19 protein-coding genes are annotated in these 23,849 nt (G+C 44.6%); 7 read left to right on the forward strand and 12 right to left on the reverse strand.

The features are described from left to right. Window positions 1-25: 25 nt before the first annotated feature. The 3 genes from MHN09_RS11660 to seqA form a co-directional block, all read right to left on the reverse strand. Window positions 26-2,503 (reverse strand): glycogen/starch/alpha-glucan phosphorylase, encoded by a 2,478-nt coding sequence (locus tag MHN09_RS11660; protein ID WP_239240824.1) that lies wholly within the window; start codon window positions 2,501-2,503, stop codon window positions 26-28. Window positions 2,504-2,721: 218 nt separating this feature from the next. After that, window positions 2,722-4,374: a phosphoglucomutase (alpha-D-glucose-1,6-bisphosphate-dependent) gene (pgm, locus tag MHN09_RS11665; RefSeq protein WP_239240826.1), complete on the reverse strand. Its 1,653-nt coding sequence runs from the start codon at window positions 4,372-4,374 to the stop codon at window positions 2,722-2,724. A 47-nt stretch (window positions 4,375-4,421) separates the two neighbouring features. Further along, entirely contained in the window at window positions 4,422-5,207 is a 786-nt protein-coding gene (gene seqA, locus MHN09_RS11670; RefSeq protein WP_239240828.1) for a replication initiation negative regulator SeqA, read from the reverse strand. Between the two features lie 500 nt (window positions 5,208-5,707). Here seqA and MHN09_RS11675 point away from each other — a divergent pair, with 500 nt between their 5' ends. The 6 genes from MHN09_RS11675 to cynS all read left to right on the forward strand — a co-directional run bounded on the left by MHN09_RS11675 (window position 5,708) and on the right by cynS (window position 13,682). Then, window positions 5,708-6,655 (forward strand): MoxR family ATPase, encoded by a 948-nt coding sequence (locus tag MHN09_RS11675; protein ID WP_239240830.1) that lies wholly within the window; start codon window positions 5,708-5,710, stop codon window positions 6,653-6,655. Window positions 6,656-6,691: 36 nt separating this feature from the next. Continuing rightward, window positions 6,692-7,825, forward strand: coding sequence for a DUF58 domain-containing protein (locus tag MHN09_RS11680; RefSeq protein WP_239240832.1), 1,134 nt, complete (start codon window positions 6,692-6,694; stop codon window positions 7,823-7,825). Further along, window positions 7,822-9,888, forward strand: a complete 2,067-nt coding sequence (locus MHN09_RS11685) for a DUF3488 and transglutaminase-like domain-containing protein (RefSeq protein WP_239240834.1) — start codon at window positions 7,822-7,824, stop codon at window positions 9,886-9,888. Before MHN09_RS11680 ends, MHN09_RS11685 begins: the two co-directional genes overlap by 4 nt. Window positions 9,889-10,328: 440 nt before the next feature. Continuing rightward, the gene (locus MHN09_RS11690) at window positions 10,329-11,177 is read left to right on the forward strand and encodes a formate/nitrite transporter family protein (RefSeq protein WP_014949030.1); all 849 of its coding nucleotides are present in this window, start codon (window positions 10,329-10,331) and stop codon (window positions 11,175-11,177) included. A gap of 126 nt (window positions 11,178-11,303) precedes the next feature. Next, entirely contained in the window at window positions 11,304-13,214 is a 1,911-nt protein-coding gene (locus tag MHN09_RS11695; protein WP_239240835.1) for a protein phosphatase 2C domain-containing protein, read from the forward strand. Between the two features lie 18 nt (window positions 13,215-13,232). Continuing rightward, window positions 13,233-13,682: a cyanase gene (gene cynS, locus MHN09_RS11700; RefSeq protein ID WP_239240837.1), complete on the forward strand. Its 450-nt coding sequence runs from the start codon at window positions 13,233-13,235 to the stop codon at window positions 13,680-13,682. Window positions 13,683-13,795: 113 nt separating this feature from the next. On the opposite strand, the gene fusA is transcribed toward cynS, so the two are convergent. The 5 genes from fusA to MHN09_RS11725 form a co-directional block, all read right to left on the reverse strand. Beyond that, window positions 13,796-15,883 (reverse strand): elongation factor G, encoded by a 2,088-nt coding sequence (gene fusA, locus MHN09_RS11705; protein ID WP_049588862.1) that lies wholly within the window; start codon window positions 15,881-15,883, stop codon window positions 13,796-13,798. Between the two features lie 183 nt (window positions 15,884-16,066). Then, on the reverse strand, window positions 16,067-17,164 hold the full coding sequence (rlmM, locus tag MHN09_RS11710) for a 23S rRNA (cytidine(2498)-2'-O)-methyltransferase RlmM (protein WP_239240839.1): 1,098 nt from the start codon (window positions 17,162-17,164) through the stop codon (window positions 16,067-16,069). Continuing rightward, window positions 17,157-17,624, reverse strand: coding sequence for a DUF423 domain-containing protein (locus tag MHN09_RS11715; RefSeq protein ID WP_168532828.1), 468 nt, complete (start codon window positions 17,622-17,624; stop codon window positions 17,157-17,159). Before MHN09_RS11715 ends, rlmM begins: the two co-directional genes overlap by 8 nt. A gap of 35 nt (window positions 17,625-17,659) precedes the next feature. Then, window positions 17,660-18,352 (reverse strand): alpha/beta family hydrolase, encoded by a 693-nt coding sequence (locus tag MHN09_RS11720; protein WP_014976158.1) that lies wholly within the window; start codon window positions 18,350-18,352, stop codon window positions 17,660-17,662. A gap of 1 nt (window position 18,353) precedes the next feature. Further along, on the reverse strand, window positions 18,354-19,256 hold the full coding sequence (locus tag MHN09_RS11725) for a transcriptional regulator GcvA (protein WP_014949024.1): 903 nt from the start codon (window positions 19,254-19,256) through the stop codon (window positions 18,354-18,356). 216 nt (window positions 19,257-19,472) lie between these two features. On the opposite strand from MHN09_RS11725, the gene MHN09_RS11730 reads away from it, so the two are divergent. Next, on the forward strand, window positions 19,473-19,751 hold the full coding sequence (locus tag MHN09_RS11730) for a hypothetical protein (protein WP_239240842.1): 279 nt from the start codon (window positions 19,473-19,475) through the stop codon (window positions 19,749-19,751). 62 nt (window positions 19,752-19,813) lie between these two features. Here the strand turns inward: MHN09_RS11730 and kdsA are convergent, their stop codons facing one another. The 4 genes from kdsA to prmC all read right to left on the reverse strand — a co-directional run bounded on the left by kdsA (window position 19,814) and on the right by prmC (window position 23,848). Continuing rightward, window positions 19,814-20,668 (reverse strand): 3-deoxy-8-phosphooctulonate synthase, encoded by an 855-nt coding sequence (kdsA, locus tag MHN09_RS11735; RefSeq protein WP_014949022.1) that lies wholly within the window; start codon window positions 20,666-20,668, stop codon window positions 19,814-19,816. A gap of 20 nt (window positions 20,669-20,688) precedes the next feature. After that, window positions 20,689-21,054, reverse strand: a complete 366-nt coding sequence (locus MHN09_RS11740) for a SirB2 family protein (RefSeq protein ID WP_230598726.1) — start codon at window positions 21,052-21,054, stop codon at window positions 20,689-20,691. A 238-nt stretch (window positions 21,055-21,292) separates the two neighbouring features. Continuing rightward, the gene (locus tag MHN09_RS11745) at window positions 21,293-22,855 is read right to left on the reverse strand and encodes a response regulator (protein WP_014949020.1); all 1,563 of its coding nucleotides are present in this window, start codon (window positions 22,853-22,855) and stop codon (window positions 21,293-21,295) included. Between the two features lie 153 nt (window positions 22,856-23,008). Continuing rightward, a complete protein-coding gene (gene prmC, locus MHN09_RS11750; protein ID WP_239240845.1) occupies window positions 23,009-23,848 on the reverse strand; it encodes a peptide chain release factor N(5)-glutamine methyltransferase in 840 nt (279 codons plus the stop codon). Window position 23,849: the final 1 nt, after the last annotated feature.

A 23,849-nucleotide genomic window follows, 5' to 3' on the forward strand; every position in this document is an offset into this window, starting at 1 on the left:
GGGCTATTTCTTTACGGTTCTGCGATTAGCTTTCAATCTTACACGGTGAAAGTTTCCAAACGCGTTCTACGTAGTCACGAATTGAACGATCTGAGGTAAATTTACCCATCTTCGCTGTATTGATGATGGCCATTTCTGCCCAACGCTCTTTGTCGCGGTATGCAGCATCAACTGCAATTTGTGCATCAGAATAAGCACGGAAATCTGCAAGCACCATGTACGGGTCACCGTTATCAAGTAAGCTTTGCTTAATTGACACCAATGCACCTGGTTTACCTGGCGTAAAGTAATCCGTTTCTAACCAATCCAGCACAGCTTTAATTTCTGGATCTTTATAGTAGTAGTCATGTGGGTTATAGCCATTCGCTTTAAGCTCGTTCACTTCTTCTACTGTAAGTCCGAAGATAAAGATGTTGTCATCGCCCACTTCTTCAGCAATTTCAACGTTTGCACCATCAAGTGTACCAATAGTTACCGCACCGTTCAGTGCAAGCTTCATATTACCGGTTCCTGATGCCTCTTTACCTGCCGTACTGATTTGCTCAGATACGTCTGCCGCTGGAATCATTTTTTCAGCCAGTGATACACGGTAGTTTGGTAAGAATGCTACTTTAATCTTGTTATTTACGCGCGGATCGTTGTTGATCTTATCCGCTACCTTGTTAATAGCGAAGATAATATCTTTCGCAAGCTTGTAGCCTGGTGCCGCTTTAGCACCAAACACAAATACACGCGGGTGCATATCGTAATCAGGGTTTTCTAGAATACGACGGTATAGCGCCATAATATTCAGAAGCGCTAAGTGTTGACGCTTATACTCGTGCAAACGCTTAATCTGCACATCGAAAATGGCGTTAACGTCTACTTCTATATCAAGTGACTTGCGAATTTCCTCTGCTAGCAACTCTTTGTTCTCAAGCTTCACTTTCATGAACTGTTTCTGGAACGTTTTATTGCTCGCAAATTTAGCTAACCCTTGCAGTTTGTCTAAGTCGCGCGGCCAGTCTTCACCAATCTTTTTATCGATTAGCTTAGACAGCGCTGGATTACACGCTTTCAACCAGCGGCGTGGCGTAATACCGTTGGTAACGTTAGTTAGCTTACCTGGATACAGTTCATCAAACTCTGGGAACAGAGACGACTTAACAAGACGAGAGTGCATTTCTGCCACACCGTTAACAGCAAATGAACCGATTACCGACAGGTGGCCCATACGAACCATCTTCTCGTTACCTTCTTCAATGATTGAAAGCTTAGCTTTCATGGCATTGTCGCCAGGCCACTTCTTATCAACCTCTGCCATAAAGCGGTGGTTAATTTCATAAATGATTTCTAGATGACGAGGAAGGATCTTCTCAATCATGCGCGCAGGCCACTTTTCAAGTGCCTCTGGTAGCAAGGTGTGGTTAGTATATGCAAATACTTTTGTACAAATCCCCCACGCTTCATCCCAACCAAGCTCTGCGCGGTCAACAAGAATGCGCATTAGCTCTGGTATAGAAATAGCTGGGTGCGTGTCGTTTAGCTGAATAACAACCTGATCGGCGAAACGGCTCCAATCGTCACCATGAGCACGCTTGTAGCGACGGATAATGTCTTTAAGCGAGCACGAGCAGAAGAAGTACTGCTGAATAAGGCGAAGCTCTTTACCCGCTTCGGTCTCATCGTTTGGATAAAGTACTTTTGAAATAGTTTCAGCTGATACATTTTCACGCTGTGCATCAACATAACCACCAGCATTGAATACGTCCCAATTGAAGTAGCCAGACGCTTCTGACTGCCACAACCGCAATACGTTTACGGTTTTACCTTCATAACCTACAACAGGAATATCCCACGGCACACCTTTTACAATTGAGCCAGGGTGCCATTCTTTCAGCACACGTCCGTTGTCGCCGTATTTCGTCTCTACATAGCCGTAAAGTGATACTTCTTGAATAGATTCTGGACGGCAAATTTCCCAAGGATTACCGTAGTGACGCCAGCTGTCTGGACGCTCGATTTGCTCACCGCTTTTAATTTCTTGGCGGAACAAACCGTGCTCGTAATGAATACCATAACCTATTGCAGGTAATTCCATTGTCGCTAGTGAGTCGATGAAGCAAGCCGCTAGTCGGCCAAGGCCACCATTACCCAGCGCCATATCTGGCTCTTCTTCAAGAATGTCTGAAATTTCAACACCTAGCTCTTTCAACGCGCCACTCGCTACATCGAATAAGCCAAAGTTTTGCAGGTTGTTTGAAAGCAAACGGCCCATTAGGAATTCGGCAGAGAAGTAATGAACGGCGCGCGTGTCGTTCAGGTAATGACTTTTCTGGGTTTTACGCAACCCTTCAAGTACTTGTTCTTGAATGGCAGCACAGGTTGCTTTCCACCAAGCGTGATTGTTTGCTTTGTTTTCGTCGGTGCCTAGCGTGCAGTGTAAGTGTTTAATAACCGCTGCTTTGAATGCAGCCTTATCGATCACTGGAGAGGGTTGCGTCTTGGTCGCTTTTGCGTTCATTTTGCGTCTCACTCTTAAGTAGAAGCGGTGTTTACACACCGAAAACGTAATTTAATTACAGAATAACTTCAGAATATGACAGCAATATAGCAGCGCTTAAACGATTATGTTGTAATAATTTTGTTAAAATAACAAAAAATCGCATGAATTCGTATGCATTCATGCGATTTATAACAATTCATTTACAAAAAGGAATTTAAAGTGATTTATTTTTGTACTTATTTAATTATTTTTCCGACTAAGGCTTCGGCTTCAGCAATTAGATCCTGTAAGTGGCTTTCACCGTTAAAGCTTTCCGCATAGATTTTATAAATTTGTTCGGTGCCAGAAGGACGCGCTGCGAACCAGCCATTTTCTGTCGATACTTTAACGCCACCAATTGCCGCGTTATTACCTGGTGCATGGGTTTGAACGGCAGTGATAGGCTCGCCCGCCAACGTATCGCTAGTGACGACAGATGCATCCATCGCCGAAAGCTTTTGCTTTTGTTCAAGGGTTGCTGCCACGTCAACACGGCTGTAAACCGGCGCTGCAAATTTTTCCGTTAGCGCTTTGTAGTGCTCGCCAGGATCTTTACCTGTGATGGCTAGGATTTCAGCTGCCAGCAAACAAAGAATAAAGCCGTCTTTGTCTGTCGCCCACGTGCTTCCATTGCGTTCAAGGAAAATTCCACCAGCACTTTCTTCACCCGCAAAACCAATAGTGCTGTTTGATAAACCATCAACAAACCATTTAAAGCCTACTGGCATTTCAGCTAAAGGTTTACCTAAGCTGTTGGCTACGCGATCAATCATACTGCTAGACACCAGTGTTTTACCGATATTTAAATCGCTAGGCCATTCTGGGCGGTGAGTATAAAGGTAGTTAATAGCCACGGCCAAATAATGGTTTGGGTTCATTAGGCCCGCACTTTTGCACACAATACCGTGACGATCGAAATCAGGATCATTGCCCCAAGCTAAGTCAAAGTTATCTTTCAGCTCGATAAGCCCTGCCATCGCATAGGCAGACGAACAATCCATGCGAAGCTTACCGTCTTTGTCACGGCGCATAAAACCAAACTGTGGGTCAACCGCGTCGTTAACAACGGTAATGTCCAAGCCATATTTATCTGCAATTCGCGACCAATAACCTATGCCTGCACCACCTAATGGGTCAGTACCTAACTTCAAGTTAGCTTTTGCAATCGCTTCCATGTCGATAACGCTTGCAAGGTCTTCAATGTAAGGTTCCATGAAGTCTTCTTCACGAACCAATTTGCGCGCGGTAGCTTGACGAATATCAATGCGCTTAACATTCTTATTGCCATGGGCAATTAATTCATTGGCGCGTTCTTGAATTTGTTTGGTTACATCACTATCGGCAGGGCCACCGTGAGGCGGGTTGTACTTAAATCCACCGTCTGAAGGAGGGTTATGAGAAGGCGTAATGACGATACCATCTGCCTTGTCGGTGTTACCTGCGCGATTGTAGCGAATAATAGTACGTGAAATAACAGGTGTCGGCGTATAGCCCATGCTTTCATTGTCTGCGCGCTGCACGACAACATTGACACCGTTTGCACACAAAACTTCGATAGCGGTAATCATGGCAGGCTCAGATAACGCGTGGGTATCTTTACCAACGAACAGCGGACCGTCGATACCTTCTTGTTTACGATACTCTACCAATGCTTGGCAAATTGCACTGATGTGGGTATCGGTAAACGTAGCGTTGGAAGCTGTACCTCTGTGACCTGACGTGCCAAAAGAGACCGCTTGACCCGGGTCATTCATATCCGGTTTATAGCTGTAATACTGGCTCACTAACTGCGCTACGTTAATGAGTTGCTCTTTTGCTGCATGCTGTCCAGCCTGCGGATGTAATGCCATGAAAAAAATCCTTATTTAGAAGTTTCGTTGTTCTATACCTTGGCTTGCTATTTACCTTCTGAAGAGAAACGCGCAATCACGGTTTCAATAACATCGGGTTGATAGCCTAAGTTACGCAAAACTTGTTCCAGCATATTCGTTTTCTTGGCAGTATTGTTATTTGTTACCACCCAGAACGGGCTATCAGGGATAGCTTTAGGATTAGTACTGCTGCCGTTTTCCAACAATGCCGCCTTACTTGTCGCAAAGTACGTACGGTTTTTACCTTTTATACTTTCAACACGAGTAAAGTTTTCTGCATTAAGCTTGTGCGCTGCACTTAAAACAAACAGGAATTGATCAACGCGCTTGGTAAATGTGCCTAATGCATCTTTTGACACCGCTTCAAGAATGTCTCTTTTCGAGTGAGCTTCTGTTGCTGGCGTTACTGAAGAAACTTCCGAAACCTTTTTAGCTGCCCTTGAGTTCGCAGGCGCTTTTGCTGCCGTTGCTTTAGCTGGAGCTTTCTTCGCTGCAGCCTTTGGCGCTGCTTTAACTGCTGAACTGGCTGTCGCTTTAGAAGGCGCTTTGGTTTGTACTTTAGTCGCCACTTGAGTTTCAACTTCGGGTGTTGACTCACTTGCGTTATCTGCGGTTTCTACAACGTCTGTACTTTTTGGTTCGCTTGTTTTTACAGATGTAGATGAAGCCCCACCATGCTGGACACCGTGGGACACGGCACCGTCTTCAGGCAAAAGTAAACGTCTTAAAATTTGTGATGCACTCTCACCAATATGCTTCGTTTGGCTGGCGATGAAGGCATATAAATCGTCATCTATTTCAATGCTTTTCATAACTACTTCCTTTTTAAGAGGCACCATTATAGACAACACAGATAAACTACGCAGCACTTAATAACAGATGTTTTGCGGGAATCTATGCTAATAAGATAAGAAAGTGACGTTTTACTGCTTCCCATTCCGTCGTATTTGCTGTCGATAAAGTCCATGTAAGCCGTTTTTACTTTTTCAAAAATAGACGTCGCCTTAACAACATTAAGAACATAGGAGAAACAACGCAACGAACCATCAAGTCGCTGATATACCTGCGTATGAAATTTAACAGGCATTTCAATAGAAAGCCTTTCACTATCGTTGCTATTATTAAGAAGTAGTGACCTTCGAAACACCACATTGTCGGCACTCGTTACCGTTCGCTAAACATGTAAGCTAGAACATGAACTCAGACATGAACTTAAACATCATTGCGCAACATCCTTAGAAAAGCCTTAATCGCTTTCTCACTGTTTAATACGTAGTGTGACAGAGTAACTTTAAACTTAAGTGACAATCATATGCGCCAAGATATCATTAACGTACAGCGGGCTCTTAGTCAGAAAATTATTGGTAAAGATCACCAATTAAAACTCGCAATAACTTGTTTACTTGCCAATGGCCACTTATTAATTGAAGACTTACCGGGAATGGGTAAAACCACCCTTTCTCATGCGCTTTCACAAGTTTTTGGCCTACAATATTCTCGCATTCAATTTACTTCTGACTTACTCCCATCAGATATGTTGGGCGTAAACATTTTTCATAGTAATGAACAAGACGAGGCAAAGCGCTTTTCGTTTAGACACGGCCCTATTTTTAGCCAAGTGGTGTTAGCGGACGAGCTAAACAGAGCCAGCCCCAAAACACAAAGCGCCCTGTTAGAAGCGATGGAAGAGCGACAAGTAAGTATAGATGGTGTAACCCACGCGCTACCCTCTCCATTTTTTGTTATTGCTACACAAAACCCAAGCTATCAATCGGGCACTTATCCCTTGCCAGAGTCCCAACTCGACCGTTTCTTTATGCGTATCTCTTTGGGCTATCCAGCGTGGGAAGCAGAAAAAGCCATGCTATTGCAACAGGATGCATCAGCACCGCTTGCACAAATACTAAATGAGGAGAATTTGCGCGAGATGCAACGAGAGGTAGCCACTATTCATACCAGCGATGCCATTATTCATTACATTCTAAGATTGGTGAGTGAAAGTCGAGAAAGTAATGATTACCCTAACCCCCTATCGCCACGAGCGAGTAGAGCGATACTACAAGGTGCCAAAGCTTGGGCGTTTGTTTCCGGAAAATCATATGTTACTCCCGAAGATGTACAGGCCGTCTTCGTGGCCATTACCGCTCATAGGCTAACATTGTCTTCACATCAGTTGGCACAAGGGCAGCAAACCCATGCTTTTGACGGTGAAAAACTGAGCAAGAAATTACTCGATAGTATTGACCCACTGGCAGCCTAGCATTCATGAATTTTCGGAGCGCTAAAGGTGCGTAGAATGCCAGCTTCACTTTCGAATTACCTACAACGTAGGCTATTAAAGTGGTTAGACAGGCGAGTTCCGGCTTCTCACGAACATCACCTCAACTTAAACAGTATTTTTATATTGCCGAGCGGATTCGGTTGGTCTTTTATTATTCTATCGCTGTGTTTGTTTTTACTTGGCACTAACTACCAAAACAACTTGATGTTGCTGCTTAGCTATTTGTGCTTAAGCATTATGCTATTAACGCTGTTTTACACTCATCAAAACTTTGCGCGTTTAGCGCTTAAAGCGACGCCCCCCAGTCCATTTCACTGTAACTTACAGGGTGAATTGCAGCTTCAGGTTATCCCTCACGCGGCAGCGCCAACGAAAACGTGCAATGGTGTATTAGCAATAAAGTGGCTAAATACAGCGCGTCCCATGAAAACCGCTGTTCATGCAAGCAATCAAGACACCTCAGTGGATCAGCAGACGTACAGCTTTTCTTTAAACGACAATGAAGTTACGGATACAAGACAAACGCAAACCCTCAGCGTGCCTCTTTCAATACCAGTACGGGGGCGATTTGCACTGGGCAGACTAACCATTGCATGCGATTTTCCGTTGGGATTATACAAATGCTGGACCCACCTCGATTTTGACCAACAGGTTACTGTCTATGCAAAACCTCAAGAAGGTCCGGTCACTGTTAATAAGGTAGCGAGTTCTAATGAGTCGGATAGCGTCAGTCAGGTTAACGACCTTACAAGTAACGAGGACTTCTACGCATTAAACGATTACGAAGTTGGACAGCCGCTTAATCGCGTATCATGGAAGCATGTGGCGAAAAACGGAAATTGGGTTTCGAAATCCTTTACCTCCTTGCAAAGCGACAGTTTTGTACTTTCAGTTCCCTCAAACATCGATGTGGAAACTGCCGTGTCGGCACTTACCTATGCAACATTGTCTTGGACAGGCGCAGACCGGGTATTTGGAATACAGTACAAAGGGCTTAACATTGCCCCTGCTCGCGGGGTAAAACATAGGCACGAATGTCTTAGTGCGCTTGCTTGTTTGAATTCGCATTCATCACAAGCTTCTTCGACCTCAAATAAAACGGTCTCAATATCTTCCATAAAGAATGAAAGAGCGAGGTCAATAAAATGAGCTCCGCTATCTTAAGCCGTTTAACGCAATTAACCGTTGTTAAAAGCGTGTTTAGCCAACCAACCTCCGTGGCTGTGCTTATGCTCTGCATAGCTTTCTCTCTTATTCTTTTTACTCTCACCGCGCCGCTCATGACATGGGTAATTATGCTAGGTGGATGTGCTGTGATAGTGAGGGCCGCAGGCCTTAGTGCGTTAAATAGTCTGCCGACATCACGCACGGTTAACTTGCTGGCGATATTGGCAGTGTTCGCATTATCGTGGTTCGGCTTTTCAGTAGGATTGCTTGATAGCATGATCAACCTATTGACCGCCGCATGCGCGCTCAAAATCATGCTGGTTGAGAAAAAACGAGATTTTCACTTAATTGTATGTACCTGTTTGTTCTTAATCGGCTGTGGATTTATTTCGTCTCTAAGCGTATTTGCGTGGATTGGCTATACAGGAATACTGGCCCTGCTGCTATTTGCGACTGCCATTTATCACGGTGCAGGAATACCCAAATCAAAAAGCATTAAATTCGTGACCGTGCTTATTGTCCAAGCTTTCCCTATCGCGCTGCTACTGTTCTTACTGCTTCCCCAACTCCCTCCGCTTTGGCAGATGCCCACGTCAAAATCTACTGAAACCGGGCTTTCTGACACAGTGACGCCTGGTGATATTGCGTCACTGGCAAGTTCGTCTGAATTGGCTTTCAGCGCCACATTTGAAAACGCAGAAGCAATCCCTGTTGCACCGTCCAGGTATTGGCGCGCTATGACCTTAGAACATTTTGACGGGAAAACCTGGTCTATTAGCGACAAACGCAAACAGGCAGAGCAACAGCTAGCTTACATGGGCAAGCCAACGCCCTTGTCAGCTCTGGCCGAGGAAAACACGCCTCAAGTGATAAGTTATGAACTTATCGTGGAACCCACTCAGCAAACGTGGCTGTTTGCGTTAGCGCCTTCGACACCCAACAACCGCGAGAACAGTATTTTCGTAAGAAGTCTTTTTGATTTTACGTTAAGGGCGAATAGCCCAATATCCAGTAAGAAAGCGTTTTATCTGCGCTACTATCCAACTGCGCAAATCACTAGCGCAATAGGAAATTTTGAATCACAACTAAACCTTCAGGTTTCCATGAATGGTAACCCTCAAGCCAGGGCATGGGGACAGACGCTTGCCAAACAATATTCAGGCGCACAGCAAATAGTTAGCGCAATAATGCGTGAATTTAATCAAGGTGGCTTCCGCTACACCCTATCGCCGAACGCCATGCCTACCGACCCCATCGACCGTTTTTTATTTGAAGAACGCTCAGGTTTTTGTGCCCATTACGCAGGCGCCATGGTGTATGTGCTTCGCGCCGCAGGGGTACCGGCAAGAATGGTGACAGGCTACCAGGGCGGAAGCGCACTTAATGACAATGTGCTGCAAATAAGGCAGTACGATGCACATGCGTGGGTGGAAGCATTTATTGATGGTGTATGGATTCGACACGACCCAACGAGTATGGTGGCACCGTCACGCTTAACCTTCGGGCTTGAACTTGCGTTGGAAGAGCTTGGGGAGTCTCGTGAAGCCAGTATTTTGGGCGACCTTAGCAACGCTGCTATTTTTGCAACATTACAAAGCTGGTTTCAACAGCTCGATTACTCGTGGAGTAAATGGGTACTGGGCTTTGACAATACTGCGCAAACCAACATGCTTGAAGAATTACTAGGCTCGCTAACGCCGCAAAAAATGCGAGTTGTATTTCTTTCCGCCATTGGTCTAATTGGGCTTATTTTAGCACTTTATTTTTTACCCAAAACGTATCGCAACACACTGTCGCCCTCACACAGAGTTTTACTAAACGCAATAAAATGCGTTGAAGCTAAAACAGGAAAAGAAAGAGGGAATAAAACCTTGTCCGCCTTTATGAGTGAAGTTAACCCTTTGATAAACGAAGATGCTGCCAAGGCACTAACACTTCTGTGTGAACAATTTGAGCACGAAAAATACGCACACCGAACACAAGAGACAAAAATTTATCCAACCATGAAGCGTCAGTTAAAAATGTTAAAACAGGCATTAAAGTAGGAAATGGTTAAACCGATTGCACCTTAAACACTCACACTCCCCCCTTTTTAGTGCAGGCTAATTAATAGTGCCTTGGCGCAAGCGTCTATCAATACAGCCACGAATTTACACAAGCCATTGTTTTAACTAGCAATAAATAACACATTTAGGTACATTTTGGTTATTGGCACTTTTTTAGCTTTGTACAAATGGATAACAAAAGTACGAAGGCGCTTATACAAGTATTAGTTGCCAACGGGCTTTAGAGTACAAAGGCGTACACATAACCGACGGTTTATTTGTTAGCTACCACAATGCATGAGTTTTGGACAAAGGCGTCCCCAGTTCTTTCTTACGAGAGCGCTGCGGACGCCTTTTTTTGATCTTCTGGAACGCATTGAAACAGTAAACGCCAACACACAGATGACAACTTATTAATAACGACAACGTGAGGTGAAACCATGGCTTATCTTCTCCCCGCTGAGTTTGCAACCAAGATGGTAGATGCAGGCGAAGCCAAAATTTATATGTCTACACGAGATACTCTAATCCGCGCTTATATGGCAGGTGCAATATTGGCCCTTGCCGCTGTTTTTGCCGTTACCATTGCCGTTCAAACCGGCGTATTTCTTCTTGGCGCAGTGTTATTCCCAGTGGGCTTTTGTATGCTCTACCTTATGGGGTTTGACCTATTAACCGGCGTGTTTGTACTTACCCCGCTCGCTTGGCTCGCACAGCGACCTGGCGTCACGCCAAAACAAATTCTACGAAATTGGGGATTAGTATTTTTAGGTAACTTTGGCGGCGCATTAACCGTGGCCTTTATGATGTCGTTTATTTTTACCATGGGGTATAACGTGGATGGCGGTGCCATCGCGACTAAGGTAGCCAGCATTGGCGAAGCTCGTACATTGGGCTACGCAGAACACGGCGTTGCAGGCTGGTTCACCATTTTTATTCGCGGCATGTTGTGTAACTGGATGGTGTCGCTAGGCGTAGTGGGTGCAATGATTTCAACTCACGTTAGCGGAAAAGTACTAGCCATGTGGATGCCAATCATGCTGTTCTTCTTTATGGGTTTTGAGCACTCAGTAGTAAACATGTTCCTTTTCCCATTTGGCCTTATTATGGGCGGCGACTTCTCGGTTATGGACTACTTCATTTGGAACGAGATCCCAACTGCACTTGGAAATCTTGTTGGTGGCCTCGCCTTTACTGGACTAACCCTGTACACCACCCACGTTAAGACGCTACCCAAACGTACTATCCCTGTTGATAAAGCCGCTGCATCGCAAACACTGCCTATTTAATTAAGGCGCTTATCTTAAAGCCATCATGCCTTGTCCCTACAAGACACGTCATGATGGCGTTATCCGTTTCCTTGGAAATAACTAATTGGGCTCATAATTAAATATGCAGGTAAGAAACAATTAAACATGAATGAGCGAGCCGCGTTAAACGCCCCAATTAACCCACCAGCTAACACGCTCAGTGTAAGTGCATTTTCTACAGCCGGCGTTAAAGCGATAAACCAAGATGCATACGCTTTTCATGTTTCTGATAACCCAAATCAAAGCAGCGTTTTTGTTATCGCCGACGGTGTAAGTAGCAGTACGGTTAGCCAAGTTGCTAGCGACTTTGCTACCAGTCAGTTTATTAAACTGTTTAATATGGCGCCGGAACAATGGTCGGTTAAGATGCGCGCTGAAACCATTATTAAAGAGATAAACGCGCTGCTTTACACACGTACGCAAAGAAGTCCCTTCTGCTATACACCAGAAAAAGGTTATGTGTGCACGTTAACAGTGGCGGTGGTAACAGGCAATCACATGGATGTATTTCATGTGGGAGATTGTCAAATTCAGGCTATTTCTAAGAACGCACAGTCGCCTGTCTTACTCACAAAACCTCATCGTCAAGTATCGGAAAGTGAGCCTTCGCAGAGTTATCTTACTAAAGCATTAGGCGTTCAAGCACATATAGACATCGACCACACAACACTCACCCTCAACTCATCGAGCACGTTTTCGATAAGTAGCGACGGGGTTTATGAGTTTGTTTCGCTATCTACCATTCTTATGAAAATCAGTGAGGCCGATACGCTTTCTGAAAACCAAGCTGCGTTGGTAGTACATGAGGCATTTACTAGAGGGAGCGATGACAACCTCACCTTACTTCTCGTAAAGGTTCTTGTAGCTAGCCATGATGGCCTAGACGATCACAGACACCCACTGTATACAGGCGTTTCAACTTCACCTCATTCATCTGTACTTAACAGGCCGTTGGGCAACCAACTGATAACCAATTCTGAGGTTTCTGATGCTGCGATTCATTACTCAAATCAGCAGTCTGATGAACATGTATGCGAAGAGCCTGCTGCCGCAAACTTTAAGACGGGTGATGATGTTGATGGACTGAAGCTAGAACGACAGCTTTATACGTCGGCCCGAAGCCATGTTTTTATTGCCACCAATTCGTCTTGTGAAGCTACGCACAGAAACAGCCCTGTGGTTGTAAAAACGCCGGCTACCGACTTTACCCTATCACCAGAAATGGTAAATGGGTTCCTAATAGAGAGCTGGTTTTCGAGACGGATTAATTCGGCACACGTTATTAAAAGCCCAACGTTTACTGATTTGGGTCTACCGTACTCTCCTTCTGCTTTTTACAGCGTAAGTGAATATGTGCAAGGTCAAACGCTAGCTCAATGGGCTGTTGATAACCCTACGCCGCCATTAGAGCAAGTTAGAAATATAATCGAGCAGGTTGGTAAAGGTTTACAGGCAATGCACCGTCAGGGCATTGTTCATAGGGATATACGCCCTGACAATATTATTATTAGCGAACAAGGGCACTGTACAATTATAGATTTGGGTTCAGCAGCCTTAGCCGATGCCCCAAGCCTCTATAGTGACACACCTATTCCTGGCGCTGCACTTTTTTCCGCACCTGAATACTTTTTAGGAAATGTTGGCACAGAGCGCTCTGATCTGTTCTCCTTAGCCGTACTCACCTACTATCTCTTGTGCGGGCGTTACCCCTATGGCACAGAGCTCGTTCATTGTCGCACGTTGGCCGAGCAGAAAAAGTTAAAATACCAAACCGCATTGGCTCCTAATCGGCCAATACCTAATTGGGTTGATAGCGCTCTTAAACGTGCTTTGCATGTGAACCCTGACAAGCGATTTTCTTCACTATCTGAGTTTCTTTTTTCGCTTCGCTACCCAAATCCATCACAACATACGGAGTACGAGCCGTTAGTAAAACGACACCCTCTTTTTGTGTACAAGGTGCTGATACTGGCACTTATTTTTAGCAATCTAGTTACGCTCATTTTGTTTAACTAACCCTTTAAGGAAATGTAAATGATTACATCGAGAACCCAAGTTACCGACATGATCCAGTCAGCCAAAATTTTAAAAGGCATAAAGTGGAGCCAGATTGCCGAAGTTGTTGGTCAATCAAAAGAATGGAGTACAGCAGCTTGCTTAGGACAAATGGCCATGACAAAACAGCAAGCTGAAGCCGTGGGTGAGTTACTTGAGCTTACCGACGAAGCCATTGCTTGGCTTCAAATCGTGCCTTACAAAGGCTCGTTACCCACAGAAGTCCCTACCGACCCACTTATTTACCGCTGGTATGAATTGGTGAGTGTGTATGGCACTACATTAAAGGAATTAATTCATGAAGAGTTTGGCGACGGCATCATGAGTGCCATTGATTTTTCGATGGATTTACAGCGCGAGAACGACCCTAAAGGCGACCGTGTCAACGTAGTGATGTCAGGGAAGTTTCTGCCATATAAGATGTACTAAACGTATTTCAGGATGGGACACCCGACATAAAAAAAGCCGGTCATGCGACCGGCTTTTTAGTATTTTTTGAAGCGTAAGCTAACCCAAGGTCAGCTTACGTTCGCAAAGGCTAATTACTTAGCAGCTTTACGTGCTTTCGCTTCTTCAATTACTTTGTCAGCTACGTTCTGAGGACAAGCTGAGTAGTGGCTGAATTCCATAGAGAACTGACCACGACCAGATGTAATAGTACGTAGGTGACCGATGTAACCAAACATCTCAGATAGAGGTACGTCAGCCTTGATGCGAACGCCAGTAGCGCCAGCTTCTTGGTCTTTGATCATACCACGACGACGGTTAAGGTCACCGATTACGTCACCAACGTTGTCTTCTGGGCTGAATACGTCAACTTTCATCACAGGCTCAAGAATTTGAGGACCTGCTTTTGGCATTGACTGACGGAATGCACCTTTAGCTGCAATTTCGAACGCGATTGCTGATGAGTCAACTGCGTGGAAACCACCGTCGAATAGCTCAACTTCAACGTCTAGTACTGGGTAGCCCGCTAGAGGACCTACTTCCATCATACCTGCAAAACCTTTTTCGATTGCAGGGAAGAATTCTTTAGGAACGTTACCGCCCACAACAGTAGATGTGAACTTGAAGCCAGAGTTAGTTTCGCCCGGACGGATGCGGTAATCAATCTTACCGAACTGACCAGAACCACCAGACTGCTTCTTGTGCGTGTAGCTGTCTTCAACTGCTTGTGTGATAGTTTCACGGTAAGCAACTTGAGGTTGACCAACTTCTAGCTCAACGCCGTAAGTACGCTTCAAGATGTCTACTTTGATATCTAGGTGAAGCTCACCCATACCTTTAAGGATGGTTTCGCCAGAATCTTCGTCAGTTTCAACTTGGAAAGATGGGTCTTCTGCTACTAGTTTACCAATAGCGATAGACATCTTTTCGTTAGCGCCTTTGTCTTTTGGCTTAACAGCAATCGAGATTACTGGCTCAGGGAAGATCATTGGCTCTAGTGTACAAGGGTGCTTCGGATCACATAATGTGTGACCAGTTTGAACGTTCTTCATACCAACAACTGCTAGGATGTCACCCGCTTGTGCTGAAGTAAGTTCAGTACGTTCGTCAGCGTGCATCTCAACCATACGGCCGATACGCTCAGTTTTACCCGTTGCGCTGTTAAGAATAGTGTCGCCTTTGTTTAGCTTACCAGAGTAGATACGGATAAACGTAAGGGCACCGAAACGGTCGTCCATGATTTTGAACGCAAGTGCACGGAACGGCTCGTCAACAGATACTGTTGCAACTTCACCAGTAGGCTCGCCCGTTTCTTCGTCAGTTAGATCTTGTGGATCTACTTCTGTTGGAGAAGGTAGGAAGTCTACAACCGCGTCTAGAACAAGCTGAATACCTTTGTTCTTGTATGCAGAGCCACAGTAGGTTGGGAAGAACGCTAGGTCACGAGTACCTTTACGGATACAGCGCTTGATGTCTTCTAAAGACGGCTCTTCGCCATCCATGTAAGCCATCATTAGATCGTCGTCTTGCTCAACAGCAGTTTCGATTAGTTGCTCACGGTACTCGTTAGCCTTATCAACCATATCTGCAGGGATATCTACAACTTCGTAGTTTTCAGGAAGACCTGAATCGTCCCAGATGTACGCTTTCATATCTAGAAGGTTAACAACACCTTTAAACTCGTCTTCGATACCGATTGGAAGCGTCATTACTAGTGGGTTAGCAGCAAGTACTTTCTTAACTTGACCTACAACACGGTAAAAGTCTGCACCCATACGATCTAGCTTGTTAACGAAAATACAGCGGGCAACGCCAGATTCGTTAGCATAGCGCCAGTTAGTTTCTGACTGAGGCTCAACACCGCCAGAACCACAAAATACACCAATACCGCCGTCAAGCACTTTCAGTGAACGATATACTTCAACTGTAAAGTCAACGTGTCCCGGAGTATCGATGATGTTCATACGATGATCTTTCCAGAAACAGGTTGTTGCGGCTGACTGGATGGTAATACCACGCTCAGCTTCCTGCTCCATGAAGTCAGTTGTAGTTGAGCCATCGTGAGTGTCACCGATTTTGTGAATACGGCCGGTAAGCTTCAAGATACGTTCTGTTGTGGTAGTTTTACCCGCGTCTACGTGGGCGAAAATACCAATGTTTCTGTAATGAGATAGTTCTGACATTAGTTCACTTTCATTGGTTCAGTGTAAAAAAACGGCCGGATTATAAAGGATTTCTATACCAGATTTACACCTTTTTTAGCATAAACCTTAAATTCGTTTGCCAAAATCCGCGCCACCATTAATTCTTTTCTTTAAGTATCAATAACTTATTAATTAATGACACTTTTTTGAAAAATAACAAAATCACACCTCATCTTTTGAAGTGCGAACAATTGTTACTGTAACTTCATCTCTGTCGTGGTAGAGATGCCTCACCTTCACCGCAAATGCATCTTCCAAGGCATTTAATCGGCCTCTTAGCAACGTCATGGCTTCAACTACAGTTTCATAACGTTGTTTCATAGGTAACTTTAAATTGAATATTGCGTGCGTTGCCCAGTGCTTAACTAACCAATCACCCATCAATTTAGCTACCCTATCGGGTTGCTCTATCATATCACATACCAGCAAATCTACACGACCAAATTGTGGTCGATAGGTAAACCCGTCTGCCGCGTGATGTTCAACCAAGCCCGTGCTCATTAAACTATCGGCTACAAGTCCATTGTCGATAGCTTCAACATACATTCCGCGCTTCACCAGCTGATATGTCCAACCACCCGGGCATGCACCTAGGTCCACGGCACGTCCACCGCTTCGAAGTACCTTAGCCTGCTGTTTGTCGCTCAGCATATTCACTAAGGCATCTTCAAGTTTAAGCGTCGAGCGGCTCGGCGCATCACTTGGGAACTTTAACCGGCAAATACCCAAGTGATCGCCACTAGCATGACTGGGTAATGTATAGCCAATATGGCAAATCTCAAATGACTCAAAGAAAATATGTAGCTTTGGTTTACCTAAATTTTCCTTTGCGGTGAGCCATCCCGCTTTTCTTAGGGCTTGGCGAAGAGGAACAGTAAACTTTCGGCAGAACTTTGCGAGGGTTTTACCTTCTTCTGTATCTGGGTATTCGACGTCTATGGCGCCAAAAATTTGAAATGGTTTTTCTACCTCTTTCAAAGCCTCGAGCACTTGCCCTACCCTGTCCAGTTTCTCTATATCGTTTAGCGTGGCAAAAACAGCCACCAGTTGACGAGGGAAGATACTGTCGTGAACAGCAAACTGGGTAATGGTTTGCTCAAGCTGCGAGCCATCATATAAATGATAAAGTACAAAGCCACTGTTCTTCTTAGATAATGGGTAGCCATAACACTGGGCTTCACCGTAACGAGAGGTAAGCTCGTTAGCCGTATCGTTTTCATAACCAGGTCGGCAATAACCTAAAATACTGGTGTTAGACATTACCTGCCCCCGGCATGTGGTGAGTTTTGTTCTGCTCTTCTTTTTGTTGCTTGTTTAAATCATGACCTTTTATCAGTCCTATCACTAACAACACCCATCCAATAATAAAGAACATGCCACCCAAAGGGGTTATCGGGCCAAACCATTTTATGCTGCTTATTCCTAGCGCGTATAAACTTCCACTAAACAACACCGTACCGGTAACGAAACAAAACGCTACCCGATTTGCCCACGTCGATGAGACAACGCCTGACAGCGCAGGCAAAAGCAGCAAGGCTAATGCGTGATACATTTGATAACGCACGCCAATTTCAAACGTGTTGAGCTGCTGTGCAGTTAATACGCTTTTTAAACCATGTGCGCCAAACGCACCTAGTACCACAGAAAGGCCCGCTAGCAATGCGCCAGTAATAAGATAAGGTTTAGCAACGGTGGCAAACCTAAGTTTTTCAGTTTTCATTAAATTAGTCTTTCGCTCTGATTTCTAATTAACCATTAATTATTTAAATGGGCTTCAATAAAAGAAGCGGTAAGCGTGGCAGCGGTAACAATATGTTCTTCCTGCGTTTTGCCACTTGCTTTGCGAGGCTTAAAACTGTGATCGCCGTCGTCTAAATAGGCGCATTCAATGTCTGTAGATAATACGCTGCGCTTTTTGTAATCCTCTACTTCGCTCTTTGTACCAAAGGTATCTCGTTCACCCTGAATAATAAGCAAAGGCTTAGACGCCGTTTGCAGATGGTCGGTGCGTGTTTTTTCTGGCTTACCAGGAGGATGGAACGGATAGCCCAGCGCTATCGCGCCTTTTACATTGCTCACCGCTTCGTACACCATGGTCGCCATACGCCCGCCCATCGACTTTCCACCGATGAACACAGGCAAGTTATGCAAGGCTTTGTTATCTTTGCTGCAGGTTTCAATCACCGCAGTAAAATGTGACATAAGTTTATCGGCTTTATCGGGAGGCCTACGCTTACCGGTAGCTTTTATGGTTTGCATATAGGGAAAGTTAAAAAGAACGGTTGATATACCTCTAGCAACAAGTTCCTTCGCAATGTCTTGCATGAACTCATGTTCCTTACCGGCGCCGGCTCCATGGCCTAGTATCAAACACGCTAAGGGCTTATCGGCTTCATGCAATTCAATGTCAAAACTAGGCTGTTCAGCAATGGTGTTCAACTTAGTCATATTACAACAAGTCCTCTTGTTCAGCTTCGACCAGCGCTAAGATCCAGTCTCTAAATGCCGCAATCTTACCGAGTTCAGCCTGTGATTCCTCACACACGAGATAAAACGCATCGCGACTCTCCACTCGTTCTTCAAACGGCATAACTAGCCTTCCCGCTTCAATTTCCGGCCTTGCAAGTACCGTGTTACCCAACGCAATGCCTTGACCGAGTGCAGCGGCTTGCAAAACTAGCATGGAGTGACTGAAAACCGGTCCTTGGTTAACGTTTACGCCAACCACACCTACATGCTTCAACCAATTTTTCCATGCAGTACGGCTTAAGTCGTGTAGCAACACGTGGTGCCGTAAGTCAGACAGGCTGGATAAAGGTTTGGGGCCTTGAAAAAGCATTGGAGAGCAAAGCGGAGTTAGAAACTCTCGATGTAGCTGGTCGGCTTGAAGACCAGCCCAACGACCTTTGCCGTAATATATTGCAACGTCTACATCGTCTTCTAAGAAGCCTTCATCGAAATCAACTGCCTTGATGCGTACGTCGATGTCTGGATGCGCCAAACTAAACTTATGAATACGGGGTACCAGCCATTGGCTCGCAAAGCTGGGCGGCATCGCTACCGTGATAGCACCTTTACTGCCCTTCGCAAGTAGCCTTTCTGTCGCATCTTGTAAGTTTTTGAAGATATCTTTTAGCTCAAGAAAATAAGCTTGACCTTCTTCGGTTAGAAGCAGGGTTCTATTTCTTCGAAGAAATAGCTTCATCGATAAGAAATCTTCAAGCGCTTTTATCTGGTGGCTAACGGCAGCTTGCGTAACAAACAGCTCATCGGCAGCCTTAGTAAAGCTCAAATGGCGAGCAGCCGCTTCAAACGATTTCAAGGCGTTGAGAGGGGGTAAACGTCGATGCATATATCGTTTTTAATCCAGTGTGACCGAAGCATGACAAATTCATTAGTTTTTCTAATGACAACCCATACTTTTACTCGTTTTATTTTTCACCACCCACTGACTATAATTTACCCGAAATTAAAAAAGAACATTTAATTTCAGCATTTTATGATGAACATTTGTTAAACATTTTAACATTCATCAACAATTATTTAATTATTTTTATTAGGTGTGAAAATGAAAAAATTACTTTTAGCTAGTGTTTCTGTAATGGCTTTTGTAAGCGCTGCTGCAAATGCTAACGCACAACCAAAAAAGATCAATCTACAATCGTTAATCAACACAGCAATGACCAGCGTAAAAATGGCCGAAGTACTGCCAGAAAACGATGCGCACATTGTTGTGAAAAAGCAGTCTAAAGCGATTTTAGCTGAAGAGACGCAAGTTCAGCTTCACAAGAACTTATTAGCAATGACAAAAGGTGAAGAGCGCGTAAACGTTTCTGAAGCGGAATAAGCAACTCACACACCTGATACGCATGCCGGTGCTCGCACCGGCATACGCCATCAAATACTAGCTTAGGTATTACTTGTATCTAACGCGTCAAAACCTTTCACCAATTCGTCTAGTGCTTTCATCTGCTGCAAGTAAGGCTCTAATTTTGCCAACGGCAGTGCGCAAGGCCCATCACATAGTGCTTCATCAGGGTTAGGATGCGCTTCTATAAATAGCCCTGCCAAACCTAATGCCATACCACTTCTGGCCAACTGTGCAGCTTGAGCTCTACGACCATCTGCAGACGTCGCACGGCCACCCGGCATTTGAAGTGCGTGAGTCGCATCAAATATTACTGGGGCATATTCTTTCATTGCGTCCATGCCAAGCATATCCACAACTAAATTGTTATATCCAAAGCAGCTACCACGCTCACAAAGAATAACCTTATCGTTCCCCGCTTCGCCTAGTTTTCCTATGATGTGACGCATTTCATGCGGTGCTAAGAATTGAGGCTTTTTCACATTGATAACGCTACCGGTTTTTGCCATTGCAACCACAAGGTCGGTTTGGCGCGCCAAGAAAGCAGGCAGTTGAATAACATCCACCACTTCAGCTACGGGAGCTGCTTGGTGCGGTTCGTGCACATCAGTGATAAGCGGAACGTTAAAGGTCGACTTAATTTCTTCAAAAATACGCAACCCTTCTTCCATGCCAGGCCCACGGTAAGAAGTCACAGATGAACGGTTCGCTTTATCAAACGAGGCTTTAAAAACGTACGGGATATTGAGCTTTTGCGTTACTTCAACATAGTGCTCTGCGATACGCATAGCGAGATCGCGAGACTCAAGTACGTTCATTCCTCCGAACAGAACAAACGGCAAGTGGTTGGCAACGTCAACGTTACCTACATTAATAATCTGTTGAGATTCAGACATTATCTATTTCCAATTAAATCTTAAAAAAGAGGTTGTTTGGTTACAGCAACCATAGCCGTTGCCATAAGCACAACAAGCGCTGCTACGAAAAAGCTCCATTTGCCTAACGCTGTTTTGGCTTTTTTCAATGCAAACAATCCAAACACTATGTACAGCACCACGCCCACAACTTTAAATGTGAGCCATGCATTAACTAAAGGATATTGAGACAAAATAATGCATAGCCAAATTGCGCTGGCTAATAGCACGGTATCAATGATATGAGGGAGAATTTTAACCCATTTTTTGCTAAGTGCTGTAGCGTCGAATTGACTCCATATAAAGCGAAAGACAAAAAATAATATGCTCAAGCCAACGGCGGTCATGTGAAGGTGTTTAGCCATCATGTACATAATGTGTTCCTGTTCTTATTAGATAGTAAGGCTGCTTCTGGTTACTTTAACACAGGTGTTAATTGAGCCGATTTAGTTTTACAGCAATGCAAAATTCGACAGACTCAGAATACGAGTAGCAGACTCAAAAAAACAGGTGCATGTAGCACCTGCCTTCGTTTTAATTATGGCGCCTGTCTAGAGGCTGTTATTGTAACGTATTACAGTACGTAAATAACGGAGAAATAAATCATTATGCGTCAGGGAATTGAGCTTGAATTGCCATAAAGGCCGGAAGGTCATTTAGCATACACTGAACTAAATCAGGGTCGAAGTGCTTGCCACTTTCCTCTTTCAATACGGCTTCAACCTTATCAATTGTCCACGCTGGCTTATACGGCCTTGCGTTTAACAGTGCATCAAACACATCAACTAACGTGGCAATACGGCTTTTTATATCAATTTCTTCGCCTTTAAGCCCGTCTGGATATCCCTTTCCATCCCAGCGTTCGTGATGCTGCTTTGCTAACATTGCTGCAAGTTGGATAGTGGGCCGGCTTGAATCTCGCAAGATCTGGTAACCAAATTCAGCATGCTGACGTATTTTAAATACTTCCTCTTCGGTTAACGGCGTCGTTTTGTGCAAAATAGATTTAGGCACTATAGACGTCCCAATATCATGGAGTGGCACGGCAAGGCGTAATGCGTGGATGTCTTGCTCGTTCAGCCCAACCTTTTCTGCCAACAGTTGCGCCATTTCAACCATTCTTGTGAGATTATTTGATGCATTTGACTCATGCTCTAACGCTCGACCTAAACGCTCAATTATTTCTTTCTGCGTCGCTTCAACATCTACGGTTTTAAGTACGTTGTCAAAAGCAAGCTGAACACTGTCTGAAAAGCGTTTTACCAGATGACGATCACTTTCCCCTATTCGTCTCGGTAATCCTGACAAGTACAAGAGTGCGCCATTGTGGCTTTTACTGTTGCAATAAGCCACAACGTGATCTTCTGCATAAACAATTTGCTTATCGCGCATGGCTCTTGCGCACAGGGCATATTCTTGTGCGCTAATCGCGTCTTTTAAAGGCACCCCTTCCTTACTGGCGTACTCACCGTTGCCAGCAAAAACATATAGTTCGTCGTCACCCAATTTGTTGTTGCTGGTATTAATAGTACGCGATGTGGTTGCCACCGCTGTAGTAATGTAGGCTGCATCCTTTGAACAGCCCAGAATAGATGCCAGCTGTTGAATAATCCCCTGCATGAACTTTTCGAGGGAACGGGAGGAAAATAAATCCACAGACGCATCTATAATTTTTTCAAGGCCGCGTCTATTTTCTTCGATAACGATAATATCTCGATATGAGCGGAGCGCTGCAATGATAACAGTAAAGAGTTTTTGCGCGGTCAGTTCGGTTTTCGACTTGTAGTCGTTGATGTCGTAATTAATGATGACATCTTTTTCAGGGGCTTGGCCAGGTTGTCCAGTACGCAAAATAATACGCGTGAAATGATTGTCTAATTCGTTACGAACATACTCCGCCACTTTAAGACCGGCGTCATCAGTCTCCATAACAACATCAAGTAACACAACGGCGATATCATCATGGGTTTTGAAAATGGCCTTCGCTTCCTCTCCGCTATAGGCACTAACAAACTCAAGGGTTTTGCCGTTTAAACTAAAGTCATTTAGCGCCAGCTTGGTAACGGCGTGTACTTCGGGTTCATCATCAACAATGAGTACTTTCCAGCTACCCAGATCATCTACTTCATTTTCATCGTCATCTTCTGCGAAAAGAAAGTCATCATTCATCTGGTACGTCCTGTAGTGTAAGAGATTGTTTAACTTAGTGCTTTTTGAGGTCTTACAACCGCTTAATAGATACTAATGTAAAACAAAATATTAGCAAGTTTGCAATTAAATTTTGATAACTACAGAAAAGATAACTTCTTTGGAGGTTAAAAACTACTGCCACTGTCCTAGCGTTACACGGTCATTGTTGCCGTAATCTTTAACAGTTTTGACGTCTACAAATCCCGCATCTACGAGCAAAGCGTTAACCGCTGCCCCTTGGTCAAAACCGTGTTCGAATGCGAGCAGCGCGCCTTTTTTGAGGTATTGAGGTGCGTTATTGATTATGTGTTTAATGTCGTCTAGACCATCACTACCCGAAGTTAATGCTGTTTTAGGCTCAAAACGCACGTCGCCCTCATTAAGGTATGGACTGGATTCTTCTATATAAGGTGGGTTTGAAACAATAATGTCGAAGGTTTGACCTGCCAGCGCACTAAACCAGTCACTTTGCACAAAATGCGCATTGGCTATGCTATTAGCTTGAGCATTGCGGGTAGCAAGGTTCACCGCCCCCTCTTGGTAGTCTACGCCAGTAACGGATGCTTCTGCCAGTTCGCTCGCTAATGCCAGCGCAATGGCGCCCGTACCTGTTCCCAAATCACAGATAGATAAGGATGCAGAGGATTGTTGATTTGCCCAATTGAGCACCTGCTCAACCAAGACTTCAGTATCCGGTCGCGGAATTAATGTATCTGGCGAGGTAAACAGTGACAGGGTCCAGAAATCACGCTTACCGATAATATACGCCACGGGCTCACCCCGTTTACGCTTGGCCACATCCGCTTCAAATTGGGCTTTCTGGGCGGCATCCAAGGTTTTATCAGGCCATGTGAATAGGTAAGTTTGTGACTTACCTAGAATGTTCGCCAACATGACTTTCGCGTCAATAGAGGGTGACTCCCCACCCTCTAGTTGCTCAGCAGCCCATGTTAAGGCGTTGTCTATGCGCATT

The organism is Alteromonas sp. MmMcT2-5 (genome assembly GCF_022348315.1).
Classification (GTDB): domain Bacteria; phylum Pseudomonadota; class Gammaproteobacteria; order Enterobacterales; family Alteromonadaceae; genus Alteromonas; species Alteromonas macleodii.

Coding starts and splice junctions, on each gene's coding strand:
- cynS (WP_239240837.1), top strand. CDS start 13,233: ATGATTACATCGAGAACCCAAGTTACCGACATGATCCAGTCAGCCAAA.
- MHN09_RS11715 (WP_168532828.1), bottom strand. CDS start 17,624: ATGAAAACTGAAAAACTTAGGTTTGCCACCGTTGCTAAACCTTATCTT.
- kdsA (WP_014949022.1), bottom strand. CDS start 20,668: ATGTCTGAATCTCAACAGATTATTAATGTAGGTAACGTTGACGTTGCC.
- MHN09_RS11680 (WP_239240832.1), top strand. CDS start 6,692: ATGCCAGCTTCACTTTCGAATTACCTACAACGTAGGCTATTAAAGTGG.
- MHN09_RS11685 (WP_239240834.1), top strand. CDS start 7,822: ATGAGCTCCGCTATCTTAAGCCGTTTAACGCAATTAACCGTTGTTAAA.
- rlmM (WP_239240839.1), bottom strand. CDS start 17,164: ATGTCTAACACCAGTATTTTAGGTTATTGCCGACCTGGTTATGAAAAC.
- seqA (WP_239240828.1), bottom strand. CDS start 5,207: ATGAAAAGCATTGAAATAGATGACGATTTATATGCCTTCATCGCCAGC.
- MHN09_RS11720 (WP_014976158.1), bottom strand. CDS start 18,352: ATGACTAAGTTGAACACCATTGCTGAACAGCCTAGTTTTGACATTGAA.
- prmC (WP_239240845.1), bottom strand. CDS start 23,848: ATGCGCATAGACAACGCCTTAACATGGGCTGCTGAGCAACTAGAGGGT.
- MHN09_RS11725 (WP_014949024.1), bottom strand. CDS start 19,256: ATGCATCGACGTTTACCCCCTCTCAACGCCTTGAAATCGTTTGAAGCG.
- MHN09_RS11690 (WP_014949030.1), top strand. CDS start 10,329: ATGGCTTATCTTCTCCCCGCTGAGTTTGCAACCAAGATGGTAGATGCA.
- pgm (WP_239240826.1), bottom strand. CDS start 4,374: ATGGCATTACATCCGCAGGCTGGACAGCATGCAGCAAAAGAGCAACTC.
- MHN09_RS11660 (WP_239240824.1), bottom strand. CDS start 2,503: ATGAACGCAAAAGCGACCAAGACGCAACCCTCTCCAGTGATCGATAAG.
- MHN09_RS11695 (WP_239240835.1), top strand. CDS start 11,304: ATGAATGAGCGAGCCGCGTTAAACGCCCCAATTAACCCACCAGCTAAC.
- MHN09_RS11730 (WP_239240842.1), top strand. CDS start 19,473: ATGAAAAAATTACTTTTAGCTAGTGTTTCTGTAATGGCTTTTGTAAGC.
- fusA (WP_049588862.1), bottom strand. CDS start 15,883: ATGTCAGAACTATCTCATTACAGAAACATTGGTATTTTCGCCCACGTA.
- MHN09_RS11745 (WP_014949020.1), bottom strand. CDS start 22,855: ATGAATGATGACTTTCTTTTCGCAGAAGATGACGATGAAAATGAAGTA.
- MHN09_RS11740 (WP_230598726.1), bottom strand. CDS start 21,054: ATGATGGCTAAACACCTTCACATGACCGCCGTTGGCTTGAGCATATTA.
- MHN09_RS11675 (WP_239240830.1), top strand. CDS start 5,708: ATGCGCCAAGATATCATTAACGTACAGCGGGCTCTTAGTCAGAAAATT.